This window comes from Polaribacter sp. Hel1_33_78 (genome assembly GCF_900106075.1).
Lineage (GTDB): Bacteria > Bacteroidota > Bacteroidia > Flavobacteriales > Flavobacteriaceae > Polaribacter.
Genome location: NZ_LT629794.1, coordinates 426,137 through 446,097, shown reverse-complemented (window position 1 = coordinate 446,097; position 19,961 = coordinate 426,137). Strand labels below are relative to the sequence as shown.

Below are 19,961 nucleotides of genomic sequence, written 5' to 3'. Positions count from 1 at the left end.
ATGCGAAAGAAACAAAAATTAAATAGAAGAGATTTCATTAAATTAAGCTCAATTGCTTCTGCTTCTTTACCAATTGTATTAAGTGGTTTCCCAATATTTGCCAATGAAAAACCTAAAGAATATAGCTTTACTACAGACAATGATAATATTTTAGTTTTAATCCAACTACAAGGCGGAAATGATGGCCTAAACACAGTTTTCAACTTAAATCAATACAGTAATTTACAAAGTGTACGTTCTAATATTATCATTCCAGAAAATGAATTATTAACGGTTGATGATGTAACGCGTTTTCATCCATCAATGGCAGGTATTCAAAAAGTTTGGGAGCAAGAAAAACTGTCTCTGATTCAAAATGTCGGCTACCCAAATCAAAACAGATCCCATTTTCGATCTACAGATATTTGGAACTCTGCATCAAGTTCAGAAGTAACAATTTCTTCTGGTTGGATTGGTCGTTTTTTTAACGAAAATCATGCAACATTCCCAGAAAATTATCCATCTCCAGAAAATCCACACCCCTTTGCAATTACTATCGGTAAAATAGTTTCAGAAACTTGCCAAGGACCAAGTGCTAATTTTTCTATGGCACTAAATGACCCTGACAACCCAGGAACAGCTCTAGTCTCGAATGCTGGTGAGATTCCAAATAATTGTTATGGAGATGCACTATCTTTTGTTAATGAAACGGTTAGCCAAACAAACGCATATGCTGATATCATTATAAATGCATCTAATTCTGGTAATAACTTGTCAGATAAATACACCAGTTCTGATTTAGCAGAAAAACTAAAACATGTTGCAAAATTAATTTCGGGCGGATTAAAAACGAAAGTATTTGTAGTTCAAATTGGGGGTTTTGACAATCACGATAATCAAGTCGTAGAGGGTGAGACGACAACTGGAAAACATGCAGCTCTATTACAAGAATTATCTGAAGCCATGTTTGCTTTTCAGGATGATTTAGAATTGCTAAATATTGATGAAAAAGTAATTGGAATGACCTATTCTGAATTCGGAAGAAGAATTCGTTCGAATGCGGGCTTTGGGACAGATCATGGAACAGCTGCGCCACTTTTCGTTTTTGGAACTTGTGTTAAAAATCAAATTTTAGGGGATGCTCCGGAGATTGATGCACAAGTTGATGAAAAAGAAGGCGTGCAAATGCAATTCGATTTTAGAAATATTTACAGTACTATTTTAACAGATTGGCTAGGAGCAACAAAAGCTGAGTCTAATACAATCTTGTTTGACGAATTTGATTCTTTACCCATTTTTAAACAAGGATGCTCAGCAGCACTCTCTTCAGAAAATTTTTCATTAGAAAAACTTAAAATTAACCTATTTCCAAATCCAACAATGGATTTCATAAACATCGAATTTATTGGAAATAACGAACAAGTAAAATTTACTTTGTACAATACAACTGGTGCCGTTGTAAAAGAAATTACAAATAAAAAATATACTGCTATTAAACACACCTTAAGTATAGATATAAAAAACTTAGCGAAAGGCAATTACTTTGTGCATTATCAATCAAAAGGATTTTCTAAAACAAAAAAATTATTGAAGTATTAATTTTTAAGCTAATTTCGCTCCAGTTAATATGCACTCATGAAGCTCCAAACTCAAATTCCGCTAAAAAAAGAAACTAAAAATCTAATAAATTATGATTCTAATATTTTTTTGCTAGGCTCTTGCTTTTCAGAAAATATTGGAAACAAATTAAGCCACTTTAAATTTCAATCAATTCAAAATCCATTTGGCATACTTTTTCATCCAAAAGCAATAGAGACCTTAATTACAAATGCAGTCAATCAAAAAGTATATTCCAGTGAAGATGTTTTTCTCCAAAATGAAGTTTGGCATTCTTTTGATGTGCATTCTAGTTTAAGTTCTGAAAACGACAAATCACTTTTAAAAAAAATAAATGCTGCAATCTCAGTTACTAATAAAAAGTTAAAAGAAGCCTCTCATATTATTATTACTTTAGGAACCTCTTGGGTTTACAGATTTATAGAAACAGACACTATTGTTGCCAATTGTCATAAAATTCCACAGAAAAAATTTTTGAAAGAATTATTAACTGTTGATCAAATTACCAAAATTTTGTCAACGATATTAGTACTTTTAAAATCTATAAATAAAAATATACATATCACTTTTACCGTTTCTCCAATAAGACATTTAAAAGATGGCTTTGTAGAAAACACCCAAAGTAAATCAAATTTAATTTCAGCAATTCATACTATACTTGTGGATACGAATGTCTCTTATTTTCCTTCTTATGAAATTATGATGGACGAATTACGTGATTATCGTTTTTATACAGAAGACATGATTCATCCAAATAAAACAGCTATAAATTACATTTGGGAGAAATTTGTAGATACTCGGTTTTCTGAAGAATCCTTGCCAACCATGAAAGAAATTGAAGCCATTCAAAAAGGAATCTTACATAGACCTTTTCATGAAAAATCCGAACAACATCAACATTTTTTAGAAAAAATAGTGAAGAGAAAAGAAAAAATAAAATCTCAGTTTCCATTTATAAAATTTTAGTCCAAATTAGTATCTTTACACAAAAAAATAAAATGTCTAGAAAAGTTTTATCCCACTCTTTCATTTGTTTATTTTTTTCTCTTCTTTTCAATAATCTTATCTCAGCACAAACCTTTAATCGTATTGAAAAAGTAGCAGGATTAGGAATCCTTGAAGAAAATAATGGGGCATCTGTTGCCGATTATGATAATGATAACGATTTAGACATTTTTGTAGTAGCAAAAAGTATTGATAAAGCAGGAATTGAAAAAACACACAGTAAACTATTCAGAAATAACAACGATGGAACCTTTGAAGATGTTACCAAAGAATCCGGACTTTTAGGCATATTAACATCGGAAGAAGTTACTTTAGACAACAGTGCATTAGATGGATTTAAATATGGTGCTTCTTGGGGCGATTTTAATAACGACGGTTTTCCCGATATCATATTAACATATTCATTAAAAATTCAACTATACTTAAACAAAAGAGATGGTACATTTGAGGATGTAACCGACAGTGCGGGAATTCAAGGGTTTAATAACTGCATTACCCCAAGTGCTACTTGGTTTGACTACAATAATGACAGTTATTTAGATCTTTATATAACTACATGGGGGGACTGCGAGAGTGCGCAACTTTATGAAAACAATAAAGATGGAACTTTTGTTGACGTTTCGAATAAAATACAAGTAACTGGTAATGCATATTATTACCAAGCTTTTCCGTTTGATTTTAACAAAGATGGCTTGATGGATTTGTATATTACCAATGATTTATTTAACTCCAATCCGCTACTTATAAATCAAAACTCTAATAATCTAATTGATGACGCCACTACTTATAAAGTTCAAAATAATGGCAATGACATGGGTATTGCAATTGGAGATTATAATGGGGATGGCCATTTTGATTTATACGTAACTAATATTAATGAAAACTTTTTACTTAAAAGTAATGGAGATAATACTTTTACAGATGTCGCATCAGAAAAAAATGTAAAAGATGTCGGATGGTCTTGGGATGCTAAACTTGCAGATTTCGATCTGGATGGTGACGAAGATTTATTTGTAGTAAATGGATACGATTTTGCCTTTACAGATGAAGAATTTAATGCGTATTATAAAAACTTATTAAACGAAGGTCAGGAAACTTTTGTTGAAATCTCGGAAGATATAAATTTAAAAGATTTAACAACAAGTGTTAGTGCGCAACCTTTTGATTTTGACAACGATGGTGATTTAGATCTTTTTGTTACAAACAGTGATAGATCTTCTTATTTTTATGAAAACAAAACGCTCGATTTTAACGAAACTAATAATCTAAAATGGTTTAAAGTTAAATTACAAGGTACAAATTCAAATAGAGATGCCATTGGTGCAGCCTTAACCTTAACTACTTCGAATAGAACTATAAAAAGATATTACAATGGTGTTGGGTTTTTAAATCAAAGTTTAGCACCTGTTCATTTTGGATTAAATAATGATTCTGAGGTTTTAGAATTATCTATTCATTGGCCATCAGGATTAATAGAAACCTATCAAAATATAAATACGAACACGACTATTAAAGCTACAGAAGGCAACGGATATAAGGTTTTAGATATTGAGCCCAGTATTAAGGTTTCTGGGTGTACAGACCCTAACTCATGCACGTACAACCCTAGAGCTTACATAGATGATGGTTCATGCGAATACTTACAAATAGCAGAAATTACTGGAAATACAAATTCAGGGTTTTTAAAAGAAGAAATTTACACCTATCCTTTGCCGACGAATTCAACTTCAGCATGGTCGATAATTGGTGGAGAAATTATTGAAGGACAAGGAACTAATGCCGTTAAAGTGAAATGGGGAGTTGAAGAAAAAGGCATCATTTCGGTTAAAGAAGTTACTTCAAATTGTGCAAGTGCTCCCGTAAATTTAGAAGTCCAATTAAATATTAATGCGATATCAGTAGACAAATCTATTGCTAGAATTTGGAATGAAGTGCTTTTACAAGCTATTAGAAATGATTTCGCCAGACCCACCGTGCATGCTAGAAATCTTTTTCATATTAGTGTTGCCTTGTATGATACATGGGCAATATATAATGAAATGGCAAAGCCTTATTTAATTGGTAATGATGTGCATAACTTCAGTAGTGAACTTTTGGAATTTGTACCAAAAGAAAGTATTGAAATATCAATAAAAAAAACAATAAGCTATGCTGCATATCGTTTGCTTAGCCAACGTTTTAAAAACTCTCCTGGATTCGATTCCTCAAAAATAAGATTCGACTTAATTATGAATCAATTAGGATTTGATATAAATTATACTTCATTAGATTATACCTCTGGAAATGCTGCTGCACTTGGAAATTATATTGCTGATGAAATTATTAAATATGGCAAAATTGATGGTTCGAGAGAACAAACAAATTATGATAATGCATATTATACGCCCTTCAATGATCCTTTATTACCAATTTTCTCAGGAAATAGTTCAATTCAAGATCCGAATAGGTGGCAACCTCTAAGTCTTAGTTCTTTTATAGACCAAAGCGGTAACCTCATAGATGGCGGTGCTACTCAATTTTTAAACCCAGAATGGGGCAATGTTTCTCCTTTTGCGCTTAAAAATGATGATGTTGTAACATATCAAAGAGATAATAATAATTTTTTAGTTTATAATGATCCTTCAGACCCTCCATATATTCATGCAGTGAATAATGCTTCATCAAGTGATGCCTATAAATGGGGATTTTCTTTAGTATCCATTTGGGGGTCTCACCTAGATGCTAATGATGGTGTTATTTGGGATATCTCTCCAAAATCTATTGGTAATATTTCTAGTACATCTTTTCCAGATGACTTTCGAAATTACTCAGATTTTTACAAACTGTTTGAAGGTGGAGATATGAGTGAAGGTAGGCCAATAAACCCAAAAACAAATGCAAGTTATGAAACGCAACTTGTTCCAAGAGGAGATTATACCAGAGTGCTAGCAGAGTTTTGGGCAGATGGTCCAGATTCTGAAACACCACCAGGGCATTGGTTCTCGATTCTTAATTATGTAAATGACAATCCTTTAACAACCAAAAAATTTGAAGGTGATGGAGAAGTACTTGAGGCTCTTGAATGGGATGTAAAATCTTATTTTATACTTGGCGGAGCGATGCACGATGCTGCAATTTCTGCTTGGAGTATAAAAGGCTGGTACGATTACATTCGTCCAATTTCTGCAATTCGATATATGACCGACAAAGGACAAAGTTCAGATCCTGCAGCGCCAAACTTTCATCCAGAAGGAATTAAATTAATAGACAATTATATAGAGATCGTAAAAGAAAATGATCCACTGGTTGGCAATAGCTCGCAGCATTTAGGAAAAATAAAAGTATATACATGGAAAGGACATGATAATATTCAAAATGTAGAAACAGATCAAGCTGGTGTTGGTTGGATATTAGCGGAAAACTGGTGGCCTTATCAACGTCCTTCATTTGTGACTCCACCATTTGCTGGTTTCGTATCGGGGCATTCAACATTTTCACGAGCAGCTGCAGAAGTTTTAACATTAATCACTGGTGATGAATATTTTCCTGGTGGTCTCGGTGAATTTATTGCTAAGAAAAATGAGTTTTTAGTTTTTGAAGAGGGACCTTCTCAAGATGTTACTTTGCAATGGGCTACTTATAGAGACGCTTCAGATCAATGCAGTTTATCTAGGATTTGGGGTGGTATTCATCCTCCTGCTGATGATATTCCAGGTAGAAAAATTGGTCAAAAATTAGGCATAGATGCATTTAATTTCGCAGTAGCTTATTTTGAAGGAAAAACGGCTCATACTTCTAAATATTCGGTTGTAAACAGCGTATTCCCAAATCCAGTAAAAAACAGAGGATTATATGTAACTAATACTAATTTTGAAGATACTTTTAAACTATTCGATATCACTGGAAGAGAAATATCTTCTTTTCAAAAAATCTTTAATGATCATAAAAAAGAAACTCGAATAAAACTACCAGCATCTTTAACTTCTGGTGTTTATCTTTTAAAAATTAATAATACTAGTACTTTCATAATAAAAGAATAATTCTAGTTTTAAAAATCTCTACAAATTCATCTGCCTTGTCCTAAAAAGTATTTTATCTCCAAGGCTACACAACGATTTTTTCTGACTAAATGATATTTCTGTATACCAGCTTTTAGAAAATTTAGTTATTGTATTTTAATACTTTAGATTTTTATCGTTCTAAATGTTAGCAACATTTTGCCAAGGGCCTCCATTAATAACATCAATTCCGTTCTGTGCTAAAAACTGAGCTGCTTGACCACTTCTAGCACCACTTCTACAAACAGCAATCACAGGTTTATTCCAAGATTTTATTTGCTCAATTTCCAAAGGAATTATTGTTAAAACAATATGTTTTGAACCTTCTACATGCCCTTCATCCCATTCTGCTTTTGTTCTTACGTCTAAAACGACTGCTCCTTTTTCTAAATATTCTTTAATTTCTTGACCCATGTTTTTTCTTTTAAATAAGTTAAATAAACCCATGCTCTATTATTAATTTTTACACAAAACTAATCCATTTTCAATTAGTTTTGTGTAGCTTTTGTTACATTTTAACTCCTCTAATCTTTCTAAGATTAAAGATTTTAATTTGTAATTGTTTTGCAAAGCTAGTTCATAGATTTCTATATTCAATAACCAATCTTGAGAAAAATTTGTTTTTAACTGATTAAATATTTCTGTTATTTTTTCTTCTGACGCAGAACCTGTTTCGCGCATTTTTTTTACTTGGTCGTATAAAGAATATAATTCTTTTTCAGATTCTGTGTAATTAATTTTATGAGTTTTAACCTCAGAAACCCTACTACTATCTTTAAATGAATCTACGTCAGCAGCACCAGCATAAGCAGAAATAACTTCTTTTCCTATTGCCATATCGTAAATTCCCCATTCTGGTTGAAATAGAATTTCACCTTTATAAGTTACTGTGCATTCATCTAAAGAGATGATTAAAATTCGACCTCTTAAATCTCTTGTTCCAGTTATTGCTTTTCCTTTCACAATAACTCCACTTTCAAACTCTAAAGTCATCACTTCACCCTCATAGATTCCGTAAGCCTTTAAATCTCTAGGGCTCATATTTTCAATTGGTAAATTAATTCCTTTTAATTTGCCAACCGGACTTCCAAAACCTCCTGGATGGCTTGTAATTCCATGACCAATTAATTCTTTATCTCTATTGGCCAATGCGGTTTCCCCTGTTGTTTGAAAATAGGCAACTTTGTTGTTTTTATGTTTAATTACTTTTGTAAAAACTCCAGAAATTTGAATTCCAGTTGTTAATTCTATTGTTCCTAAATTTTTTGAATGCATCAACTTTTGAATACCTTTTAAACCTCCAGTTCTTAAAGCCATTGTATTGGCGAATTCATTTAAAACTAAACTTAAATAGGCAAAATCTGGGGTTACAAATAATTGAGGTTGCGGTTTTGTAATATCAAAATTGAGGTTTGCTGCTTCAATTGAATAAGAAAGTTTTTTAACCTCCTTATTCATACACCAATCACTCTCTCCAATAGAAGACAATAATCCTGCACCATAAATCTTGGGATTTTCTAAAGTACCTATTAAACCATATTCTACAGTCCACCAATGTAAATTTCTAATTTGTGCCATTTCTGACAATTCACCCATATTATTTTGCAACCACTCAACTTTTTCTTGAGCATCATCAATTTCATTTTGCAGTGAATTTGGATCTTCTTTTAAAATGGACAAAAGCCGAATAGCTTCATACATTTCATAATCTTTAGAGGATGAGATTGCTTTACTTCCAATTTCTCCAAAACGTCTTAAATATTCTGAATATTCTGGATTTGAAATGATAGGTGCATGACCTGCTGCTTCATGAATAATATCTGGTGCAGGCGTATATTCAATATGATTAATTGTTCGCATATCTGAAGCAATAACTAAAACATTATATGCTTGAAACTCCATAAAAGCATTTGGAGGAATAAAACCATCTACAGAGACTGCCGACCAACCAATTCCTTTTAAAATTCTATTCATTCCCTCCATACGAGGAATATTTTCAATAGAAATTCCCGTTTTTTCAAGTCCTGTTAAATAAGATTTATGAGCAACTTTACTGAGATAAGCAATATTCATCCTCATAACATATCTCCAAACAGACTGATTTTGAGCAGTATATTCATCATAAGGTTGTTTAACCACAAACTTATGCAAGTGTTTAGGTAACTTTTTAGTTACTTCGTTCATTTCAAAATGTGCTTTCATTCAAAATTTCATAAAATTTACCCCGTAAAATTACGAATTTTGTAATAAGCGCACTCCTTTTTTCTTGTTAAAAGTAAGATAAGAAGTTATAAATCAATATTGAAAACACTAAAATAAATTTTGAAATATTAAAAATATAAATAAAAACTTCAAAAGGGGAATAAATAGAAACAGAGAAAAAATGATGGCAGATTTACGAATTCAATTATTCTAATAATTTAAGTTATCGGTTTCGTGAAAATTTCATAAAACCATTAAAATCTTTCTTATTTTTACTGTTTAAATTAAGACAATGAACAAGAAAGTTATACTAATGATTTTGGATGGATGGGGTATTACGCAAGACCCAAAAGTATCCGCTATTTACAATGCTAAAACACCTTTTATAAACGGTTTATATAATAAGTACCCTAATGCTGAATTAAGAACCGATGGAGAACATGTTGGTTTACCTGAAGGGCAAATGGGGAATTCTGAAGTTGGACACATGAACCTTGGTGCTGGAAGAATTGTATATCAAAATTTAGCTAGAATAAACAAAGCTGTAAAAGAAAAGACATTAGGGCAAGAAAAAGTATTAATTGATACTTTTAAATATGCCAAAGAAAATAATAAAAATGTTCATTTATTAGGATTAGTTTCTAATGGAGGAATCCACGCACACATTGACCATTTAAAAGGAATTTTAGACGTTGCAAAAGAAAATGAAGTTGAGAATATATTTTTGCATGCATTTACAGATGGTAGAGATTGTGATCCAAAATCTGGCACCTATTTCATCAACGAAGTGCAAGAATACATGAAAGAAAGTACAGGCGAATTAGCAACTGTTACTGGACGTTATTATGCAATGGATAGAGATAATAGATGGGACCGTGTTAAAACGGCCTATGATGGAATTGTAAATGCTATCGGTCTAAAAACTAGAGATATTTTAGGGACAATCAACAAAAATTATGAAAAAGGTTTAACCGATGAATTTCATAAACCGATTATTCTTACCAATGAAGATGGATCTCCAAAAGTACAAATAAAAGAAGGTGATGCCATTATTTTCTTCAACTATAGAACCGATAGAGGGAGAGAATTAACAAATGCTTTATCTCAAAATGATTTTCCTGAATTTGGAATGAGGAAGTTAAATTTGTATTACACGACAATGACTTTATATGATGCCTCTTTTAAAGGAATTAATGTTATTTATAATACTGATAATATTAAAAACACGTTAGGTGAAGTTTTATCTGTGGCAGGCAAAAAACAAATAAGAATTGCAGAAACAGAAAAATATCCGCATGTGACTTTCTTCTTTTCTGGAGGTCAAGAAGCACCCTTTGAAGGTGAATCTCGAATTTTAAGAAACTCTCCAAAAGTTGCCACGTATGATTTAAAACCAGAAATGTCTGCCTATGAATTGAAAGATGCACTTTGTAAAGATTTAGAAAAAGGTGAAGCAGATTTTGTTTGTTTAAACTTTGCAAATGGAGATATGGTTGGCCATACCGGAATTATGGAAGCAGCAATTAAAGCTTGTGAAGCTGTAGATGAATGTGCAAAAGCAGTCATAGAAACAGGCTTAGCAAATGGCTATTCAATTTTATTAATTGCCGATCATGGTAACTGTGAAACCATGATGAATCCTGACGGTTCACCACATACTGCACACACCACAAATCCTGTTCCTTTTATTTTAATTGATGAAGAAATCAAATCAATAAAAAGCGGTATCTTGGGTGATATAGCTCCAACAATTTTAGAATTAATGGGTGTTGAACAACCAAAAGAAATGACTCAAAAATCACTCTTATAATGATAAAAAATAGTATACTTATTTTCTTGACCACCTTTATTTTTGCCTGTAGTTCAAATAAAAAAATAATAGAAACGCAATCCAAAGAAAGTAAGAAAGTAGAAAAAAAATTAGTTGAAAAGAAAGAACCGATTCAAAAAATTGCCAGAGAAATAACAGCAAAAAAAGATAAAAATGGTTATCTAATTGGCATTGCAAATAAAGAATCATTTCAAGATGCCTCTTTTAAAGAATGGTTTAACAGCAGATTCTTTGAGTACACACCGGATGAAAAAACCATTAACGAATTAACAAATGCCTTAAAAGGTTATACAATAAAAGGTTTTATGGGAACTTGGTGTGGAGATAGCAAAAGAGAAACTCCTCGTTTTTATAAAATTTTAGAGCAAACTGATTTTGATGAAAATAATTTTGAATTAATCACTGTAAATAGAAGTAAAAAAACACCAAATAATCTTCAAGAAGGATTTAATATTATAAGAGTACCAACTTTTATTTTTTATAAAGAAGGTAAAGAAGTTGGACGTTATGTAGAGTATCCGAGGGAAACTATAGAAAAAGATATTTTAAAGATTGTTTCAGGGCAACCTTATAAACACTCTTACGATAAAAGCAAGTAGTGATACTTTATTAAATAATAAATCCTAATAAATATAGTAACTTTGCGGTTCAATTTTTTAAAATGATTAAAATTAAAACCATAGAAGAAATAGAAATTATGCGCGAAAGTGCCTTAGTAGTTTCCAAAACATTAGGGATGCTTGCAAAAGAGGTAAAACCGGGTGTTTCTACTTTATTTTTAGACAAACTTGCTGAAGATTTTATTCGAGAACAAGGAGCGATTCCTGGTTTTTTAGGCTTATACGATTTCCCAAATACACTTTGTATGAGTCCTAACTCACAAGTTGTGCATGGAATACCGAATAAAAATCCTTTACAAGAAGGTGATATTATTTCTATAGATTGTGGCGCTTTAAAAAATGGCTTTTATGGAGACCACGCCTACACTTTTGCTATTGGTGAAATTGACGATGAAATCAAAAAATTACTAGACGTTACTAAAGAAAGTTTGTACGTTGGCATCAGAGAATTTAAGGCTGGTAATAGAGTTGGTGATGTGGGTTTTGCTATTCAAAATTTTACTGAAAAGCATGGTTATGGTGTTGTTCGAGAACTCGTAGGTCATGGTTTGGGGCGCGAAATGCATGAAGATCCAGAAATGCCAAATTACGGAAAAAGAGGAAGAGGAAAGAAATTTGCCGAGGGAATGGTTGTTGCCATTGAACCCATGACAAATTTGGGAACTCATAAAATAAGGCAGCATTCTGACGGATGGACAATTACAACTTTAGACAACAAACCGTCTGCTCATTTTGAGCATGATGTTGCTATTGTTAATGGTAAACCAGAATTACTATCAACCTTTAAATATGTAAATGAAGCTTTAGGAATTGTAACTGATGTAGAGAACGAATTTCGAAGCTAGATAAAACACAGAAATTCTCAGCGGAATAACTCTTTGAAAATTTAGTGTACAGCTATGAAAATATTCAAATCCATATTAAACACAATACCAAGACCTTGGCTAATAAAAGTTAGTTATACCGTTAGACCACTAATTGCTTTTTGGTTAAAAGGTAATACATACACAGATCCTATAGATGAAAAAAGTTTTCGTAAATTTTTACCCTATGGCTATGGTAAACAGCGTAAAAACGCTCTCTCCCCATCTACCTTATCATTAGAAAGACATCGGTTAATGTGGCTTTTTTTAAAAAATGACACCACCTTTTTTACCTCAAAAACTAAGCTAAAAGTTTTACATATTGCACCTGAACAATGTTTTCTAGACATTTTTAAAAAACAACAAAATTTAACGTATACAACCTCTGATTTAGAGTCTCCAATCGCTGATGTAAAAGCCGATATTTGTGATTTACCATTTAAAGATAATTCCTTTGATGTCGTTTTTTGCAATCATGTTTTAGAACACATTACAGATGATAAAAAGGCCATGCAAGAATTGTTTAGGGTCATGAAAAAAGGCGGTTTTGGAATTTTTCAAATTCCGCAAGATATGTCAAGAGAGAAAACTTTTGAAGATAATTCAATTATCGACAAAAAAGAACGTACTGAAATATTTGGTCAATATGATCATGTGCGAGTTTATGGTAAAGATTATTTTAACAAACTGCGTTCAGTAGGTTTTAAAGTGGATGAAATTGATTACACAAAAAAAATTACTACAGAAAAACTAGAACGATTTTGCTTAATGAAAAATGAAATTCTTCCTGTATGCTATAAAGAGTAATTGATTATTGTAAACAAAACTGTAATTTAAAATTCGAAATTGTGTGTGTGTATTAATCTCTCATCAACATCATATAGAAAAGAAATTACTACAGTAAAATGAATCCCTAATTGTAATTATATGTTGCATATTCTTCAATAATTCCGCTTTTAGAAGAAAATAATAATATTACTTTTATACTTGGATTTTTAATTAAAAACTCTTTAGTTTTTTCTAAACCCATTGCCATAAATGCTGTAGCGTAGGCATCTAAATCTGCACAATCTTTATTCGATATTACCGAGGCACTTAACAAATTACTTTCTGTTGCATAGCCCGTCTTTGGATTTATAGTGTGCACATATTTTTTTCCTTCACTAGAAATTCTAAATTTTCTATAATTACCTGAAGTAGCCATGGCCTTATTTGAGAGATTAATAGTTTTAAACCCATTATTATCATAAGAGTTTACAGGATTAACTATTCTAATTAGCCAAGGTTTATTATTTTTTTTAAAACCTTTTGCTCGTATTTCTCCACCTATTTCAATTAAATAATTTTCTATTTTTTTTTGATCAAAAAAACGAGCAATAACATCAATGGCAAAACCTTTGGCTATTGAATTAAAATCTAGATATACCTTTGGATCTTCCTTTAAAACTTTACTATTTTTTAAAGTTATTTTCTCTAGACCTACAAACTTCATTTGCTCTTTTATTTCTGCATCTGTAAGGTCTCTTTTCTCATTTTTAGGTCCAAAGCCATAAGCATTTACTAAGTTCCCTACAGTTGGATCAAAAAAGCCATCAGTTTCTTTATAAATTCTCTTCGATTTTTCAAATACTTCAGAAAAGATTGCATCTACAATAATTGTTGAATCTCCATTATTTATTTTAGAAATATCCGATTCAGAACTATAAGTTGATGTAGATGTATTCACCAATAAAAACAAACTATCTAAAGATTTTTGAAAGTTAATATTCGTATTATAATATTTGATTTTATACGATGTACCAAAAATAGGCCCTTCTAAAGTGTAATCTCTATTCTTCTTTTCCTGAGTGCAGGCCAATAACATTACCAAAACTGTAATAAAAGTAATAATATTCTGGAGTTTCATGAATTGAAGTTTTTTTTTACAAAAATAGTACATAAATTTTTCACAAAATCTTGTTAATCATACTTTTTATGTATTCTATTTGTTAAATTTGTCTACTCAATTTAATTTGTATACAATGAAAAAAATAGTAATATTATTAGTAACGGCTGTAATTATAAGTTCTTGTGTTTCAAAAAAAGAATTTGTTAATTTACAATCAAAACACGATCAAACAAAAACAGAATTGGTAGATGTAAAAGCTAATTTACAAAAGTGTTTAATTAAAAATGAGAAAGAATCTTCTAAAGTATTTGCTCTTGCAGAGCAAGTTAAATACTTAAAAGAAGATAAAAAGACTGCTTTAAAGCAAGTTGAAAATTTAACAGTTTTAACACAATCTTCTTCTGATAATATTAAGAATGTAATTTCTCAATTAAGTGAAAAAGATAAATATATAAATGGTGTTAGAGAAGCGATGACTAAAAAAGATTCTTTAAATCTTGCTATTAAATTTCATTTAACTAAAAATTTAACAGACGGCATACAGGATAAGGATATTGAAGTAAATGTTGAAAAGACTGTTGTATTTATCTCTATTTCTGACAAATTATTATTTAAAAGCGGAAGCTATAATGTAACAGACAAGGCTTACACTGTTTTAGAAAAAATTGCTAAAGTAATTAACAATCAACCTAAGATGGAAGTGATGATAGAAGGACATACGGACTCTACTCCTATTAAAAGAAATATCCTACAAGACAATTGGGATTTATCTGCTTTAAGAGCAACTTCTATTACTAGAATTCTGCAATACAAATATGGTGTAAAACCAGAAAGATTAATTGCTGCTGGTAGAAGTCAATATATCCCTTTAGCACCAAATGATACTGCTGAAAATAAATCAAAAAATAGAAGAACAAAAATTATCATCATGCCTAAATTAAATCAATTCTTTGATTTGTTAGAGCAAGATGCTTCTAAATAATTTTAGCACTTTTTAACCAATTTAAAACCAACTCAAAAAGAGTTGGTTTTTTTTTTGTAAAATAATCATACATCTATTAAGTGTTAACGTTATATTAAAAACATCTTCATCGATTAAGGATATAAAATTTATATTATCAATAACTTAAATAGTTAAAAATAGTTTGATCTTATCTAAATTATTTTAAAAAAAGTTACTGTAATTCCAAAGACATTCAACTAAGCATTTTGCTTAGTTGAATGTCTTTGGAAAAAACTTAATTTGTTGGTCATATTTTTATTTAAAAATATAACTTAAATATTCAATCAACTTTTTGTAATTCAAGGAATAACATACTTTAAATTTAAAAGATTAACTTTAAAGACTGTTATTACAAATAACTTTTAAGTATAATTATTTAAGACAAAAGTCGCCTTTATTACAATAACTAAAAGAACTAGATACAGTCTATTATTAAATGTATGTCAAATAAAAAGCCAACATATCAAGATTTAGAAAAAGAAATTATTAAGTTAAAATCAGAAAACGAAATACTACAAAGTAACGACCGTTTCAATATGCTTTCAAAAGTATCTGATGATATGTTTACAGTACACCAACCTGATGGTAAATACCTTTATTATAATGGCCCAACATGCTATGCAATTTCACCTAAAGAAATTGTTGGTAAAATGCCCGAAGATATTTTCAATAAAGATGTTTCCAAAAGAATTATGTCTGCATTTAAAAAAGTAAATAAAACTGGCGAAAGTGTAACTATAGAAGTTTTATTAGATTGGTTAGGAGAAAGAAAATGGTTTTCAGAATACATCTACCCTTTTAAAAATGCTAAAGGAGAAGTAATAGAAATTGTTAAAGTATGTAAAGACATTCATCAACATAAAATTGCTCAGCAAGAAGTTGAAAATCAAAACATTGCCCTTCTTAGAAGTGCAAAAGAATTAAAAGCATCAAATAAAGCGTTTCATGAACTAAACAAAGAGCTTCATAATTCTAATAAAAAATTAACCTCTGCTAAAGAAATACTTGAAAAAAGTGAAATCAATCTTCGTACTCTAATGAATACCATACCAGATTTAATTTGGTTAAAATCAGAAGACGGAAGATATTTATTTGTAAATAATCGCTTCGAAGATTTATTTGGTGCAAAAGAACAGGATATTGTTGGAAAAACAGATTATGACTTTGTGGATAAAGAACTTGCAGACTTGTTCAGAATGAATGATAAGAAAGCAATTTATAATGGAATTTCATCTGTAAATGAAGAAACTGTAGTCTTTGCAAATGACAAACACATTGAGCTATTGGAAACTACTAAAGTACCAGTTATTTCCAATGATAATAGTCTTGTTGGGGTTTTAGGTATTGGAAGGGACATTACTGCAGAAAGAAAAGCAGAAAAAACTTTGAAAGCATCAAATAAAGCATACCGTAAACTAAATCAAGAGCTCAAAATATCGAATAAAAAATTAAGTAACGCAAAAAATACAATTGAAAAAAGCGAAATAAATCTTCGTACTTTAATGAATACCATACCAGATTTAATTTGGCTCAAATCAGAAGACGGAAGATATTTATTTGTAAATAATCGCTTCGAAGATTTTTTTGGTGCAAAAGAACAGGATATTGTTGGAAAAACAGATTACGAATTTATGGATAAAGAAGTTGCAGACTTCTACATAGAAAAGGATAAGGAAGCAATTTCTAGTGGAGTTGCAAATGTAAGTGAAGATTATGCAATCTTTGCAAATGACAATCACGGTGAGCTGCTAGAAACTACTAAAGTACCAGTTATTTCTAAAGATAATAGTGTTATTGGGGTTTTAGGTTTTGCAAGGAACATTACTGCAAAGAAAAAAGCAGAAAATCTGACTCAAAAATTAAGTAGTATTGGTAACTGGCAATGGAATTTAAAAACAGACGAATCAGAATGGTCTGAAGAAATGTATAAAATTTATGGCCAATCAAAGGAAACTTTTTATCCTTCTCGCAAAAATGTTATGAGCGTAATTTTGCGAGAAGACTTGAAAACATTTCGTCAAAATATGGCGTTATTATACACTGATGAAATATTTTATCCTTTTGAGTTTAGAATAAAACGGCCATCTGGTAAAATTAGACACTTGCTTTTAATGTCTGCTGAAAAAAAATCTGGAGACATTACTTTTGGTTTAATTAAAGATATTACCGGAAAAAAAGAGAGAGAAAAAGAAAAAGAAAATTTTTTATTAAAATTAGAAAAAACTAAAAACGAATTAAATAAAGCTCAAAAATTAGGACAAATTGGTAGCTTTCAATGGAATTTAACAACAGATACATCAGAATGGTCTGAAGAAATGTATAAAATTTATGGCCAATCAAAGGAAACGTTTCATCCTTCTCACCAAAATATTATGAGCCTAGTTTTGCGAAAAGACTTGAAAAAAGTTAATCAAAATATTGAGTTATTATTCGCTGATGGAATGTTTTCTCCTCTTGAGTTTAGAATAAAACGCCCATCTGGTGAAATTAGACACTTAACTTTAATGTCTGCTGAAAAAAGACCTGAAAATATTATTTATGGTTTAATTAAAGATATTACCGAAAAAAAACAGCTAGAAGAAGAAAAAGAAAAGTCTTTATTAAAATTAGAAAAAACTAAAATCGAATTATTTGAAGCTCAAAAATTAGGACAAATTGGTAGCTGGTTATTAAATCCTAAAAATAAAAAAGTGGAATGGTCAGAGGAAACCTATCATATTTGGGGTTTCGATTTCAATAAAAATATTCCCAAATATGATACCATTATTAATTTAATTCACCCCGATGATTTCGAATTCGTTATGAATTCTGTTAAAATAGTTAGTACAATGGGCATCCCGTTTGATATTAAATTTAGAATTTGTATTCCTAATAGACCTGAAAAAACATTAAGATCTGTTTGTAACCCAGTTAGAGATGCCAATGGTAATATTGTTAATTTAAAAGGAACAAACCAAGACATAACAGAACAGGTTAATCAAGAAAAGAAAGTTTTAAAAGTTGGATTAGAATCAAGAGCTATGAAATCTGCTGTAGATTTAGGTTGGTCATCAGCTGAATTTACAATGGAGGGAATTATTTTGAGAGCAAATTATAATTTTGTTACTGATTTTGGATATTCTTCAAAAAAGGAATTCATAGGAAAGCATCACAAAATATTTTATGACCCCTCTTATGAAAATTCTGATAGTTATGAACGTTTTTGGAAAGACCTAGCAAATGGTATAAAACAAAAAGGGGAATATAAGCGTATAAAAAAAGATGGTTCTACTATATGGATTCACGCAACTTATACGCCAGTTAAAGATGTTAATGGAAATTATTATAAGGTAATAAAAATAGCCAACGACATCTCAGAAATGGTGACAACTAAGTCTAAAGTTACTGCTATTGCGAATGAATTACGCCAGTTTATTGAAACTGCCAACGCACCAATTTTTGGTATTGATAGCCAAGGACTGGTTAATGAATGGAATCAGACTTCAGAAAAAATTACAGGATTTACTAAAAAAGATGTATTAGGAAAAGATTTGGTACAGACATACATCACAAAAGATTACCAAAAAGCTGTAAAACAAGTATTAGACGACGCTTTACTTGGTAAAGAAACGGCCAATTATGAATTCCCATTATTTACCAAAACCAAAGAACGGGTTATGGTTTTATTAAACTCTAGTACACGTAGAAATGCAAATGGAGACGTTACGGGTGTGTTAGGTGTAGGGCAAGATATTACGCAAATTGATAAGCTAAGAACAGAATCTGAATCTATTGCAAAAGAATTAAGACAGTTTATCGAAACCGCAAACGCACCAATTTTTGGTATTGATAGTCAAGGACTGGTTAATGAATGGAATCAGACTTCAGAAAAAATTACTGGTTTTACAAAACAAGAAGTATTAGGAAAAAATTTAGTACAAACCTATATTAGAGCAGACGACCAAGAAGCAGTAAAAAAAGTATTAGACAATGCGTTATTTGGTTTAGAAACAGCAAATTTTGAATTCCCATTATTTACCAAAACCAAAGAACGGGTTATGGTTTTATTAAACTCTAGTACACGTAGAAATGCAAATGGAGACGTTACGGGTGTATTAGGAGTAGGACAAGATATTACAGAATTAGTTGGTTATCGTAATCAATTAGAGTTAAAAGTAAATCAAAGAACTTTAAAATTAAATGAAGCATTAAAAAAGGAAAAAGAATTAAGGGAATTAAAATCAAAATTTGTTTCAACAGCATCTCATGAATTTAGAACTCCTTTATCTTCAATAAATTTTGCTGCAGGATCTATTAAAAAATACTGGTCTAAAATGGAACCTAATGTGATAGAAAAAAAACTTCATAAAATTGAAGATCAAGTTATGCACATGACAAAATTATTAGATGATATTTTAATTGTTGGTCAAGCTGAAGCCGGTAAAATAATGTACAACCCTATACATCTTAATCTTGGAGACTTTATTTATGAAATAATTGAAGAGGTAGGTAATTCTCATAACAAACGACATAAAATATTACTAATTGATGATGAAAAATTAAAAAACACCTCTATTTTTATTGATGAAAAATTAGGAAGAAATATTTTTATCAATATAATAAGTAACGCTGTAAAATTTTCTCCAGATGCAGATACCGTTACTGTTGAATTTTCAACAGAGAAAAATTACACCGTTATATCCGTTATCGATTTTGGTATTGGAATTCCTAAAGCAGAGCTTTCAAATATATTTAACCCTTTTATTAGAGGAGAAAACGTAGATTTAATTCAAGGAACAGGTCTAGGATTATCTATTGTAAAAGAAGCTGTAGATGCTTTAGGAGGAAAAATCATTGTGAACAGTAAAATTGGCAAAGGAACCTCTTTTCTCGTTAAAATTCCAAAAAATTCTAAATGATTATTAAGAAAATATTAC

General features: G+C 30.6%; 12 protein-coding genes. 9 read left to right on the top strand and 3 right to left on the bottom strand.

Annotated elements, in window-relative coordinates; genetic code table 11:
• From BLT88_RS02025 to BLT88_RS02015, 3 genes are read left to right on the top strand one after another with little or no spacing between them, the layout of a single operon-like run.
• A complete protein-coding gene (locus BLT88_RS02025) occupies positions 1-1,578 on the top strand; it encodes a DUF1501 domain-containing protein (RefSeq protein WP_091952687.1) in 1,578 nt (525 codons plus the stop codon).
• A gap of 36 nt (positions 1,579-1,614) precedes the next feature.
• Positions 1,615-2,562, top strand: coding sequence for a GSCFA domain-containing protein (locus tag BLT88_RS02020; RefSeq protein ID WP_091952685.1), 948 nt, complete (start codon positions 1,615-1,617; stop codon positions 2,560-2,562).
• 32 nt (positions 2,563-2,594) lie between these two features.
• A complete protein-coding gene (locus BLT88_RS02015; RefSeq protein ID WP_091952684.1) occupies positions 2,595-6,620 on the top strand; it encodes an FG-GAP-like repeat-containing protein in 4,026 nt (1,341 codons plus the stop codon).
• Positions 6,621-6,779: 159 nt separating this feature from the next.
• Here the strand turns inward: BLT88_RS02015 and BLT88_RS02010 are convergent, their stop codons facing one another.
• Both BLT88_RS02010 and BLT88_RS02005 read right to left on the bottom strand, forming a co-directional pair.
• Complete coding sequence (locus BLT88_RS02010; protein ID WP_036788727.1) at positions 6,780-7,052, bottom strand: rhodanese-like domain-containing protein; 273 nt, start codon at positions 7,050-7,052, stop codon at positions 6,780-6,782.
• Positions 7,053-7,094: 42 nt separating this feature from the next.
• On the bottom strand, positions 7,095-8,840 hold the full coding sequence (locus tag BLT88_RS02005) for an aromatic amino acid hydroxylase (protein ID WP_091952682.1): 1,746 nt from the start codon (positions 8,838-8,840) through the stop codon (positions 7,095-7,097).
• Between the two features lie 292 nt (positions 8,841-9,132).
• Here BLT88_RS02005 and gpmI point away from each other — a divergent pair, with 292 nt between their 5' ends.
• The 4 genes from gpmI (at position 9,133) to BLT88_RS01985 (ending at position 12,961) form a co-directional block, all read left to right on the top strand.
• Complete coding sequence (gene gpmI, locus BLT88_RS02000) at positions 9,133-10,650, top strand: 2,3-bisphosphoglycerate-independent phosphoglycerate mutase (protein ID WP_091952681.1); 1,518 nt, start codon at positions 9,133-9,135, stop codon at positions 10,648-10,650.
• Complete coding sequence (locus BLT88_RS01995; RefSeq protein WP_091952679.1) at positions 10,650-11,270, top strand: thioredoxin family protein; 621 nt, start codon at positions 10,650-10,652, stop codon at positions 11,268-11,270. The genes gpmI and BLT88_RS01995 overlap by 1 nt, the downstream gene beginning before the upstream one ends.
• A 62-nt stretch (positions 11,271-11,332) precedes the next feature.
• On the top strand, positions 11,333-12,136 hold the full coding sequence (gene map, locus BLT88_RS01990) for a type I methionyl aminopeptidase (protein WP_036788600.1): 804 nt from the start codon (positions 11,333-11,335) through the stop codon (positions 12,134-12,136).
• 54 nt (positions 12,137-12,190) lie between these two features.
• A complete protein-coding gene (locus BLT88_RS01985; protein ID WP_036788597.1) occupies positions 12,191-12,961 on the top strand; it encodes a class I SAM-dependent methyltransferase in 771 nt (256 codons plus the stop codon).
• Between the two features lie 106 nt (positions 12,962-13,067).
• On the opposite strand, the gene BLT88_RS01980 is transcribed toward BLT88_RS01985, so the two are convergent.
• Positions 13,068-14,060 (bottom strand): FAD:protein FMN transferase, encoded by a 993-nt coding sequence (locus BLT88_RS01980; protein ID WP_081958220.1) that lies wholly within the window; start codon positions 14,058-14,060, stop codon positions 13,068-13,070.
• 115 nt (positions 14,061-14,175) lie between these two features.
• Between BLT88_RS01980 and BLT88_RS01975 the strand changes: the two genes are divergently transcribed.
• Entirely contained in the window at positions 14,176-15,024 is an 849-nt protein-coding gene (locus tag BLT88_RS01975; protein WP_036788591.1) for an OmpA family protein, read from the top strand.
• Positions 15,025-15,485: 461 nt separating this feature from the next.
• On the top strand, positions 15,486-19,943 hold the full coding sequence (locus BLT88_RS01970) for a PAS domain S-box protein (RefSeq protein WP_091952671.1): 4,458 nt from the start codon (positions 15,486-15,488) through the stop codon (positions 19,941-19,943).
• Positions 19,944-19,961 lie beyond the last annotated feature (18 nt).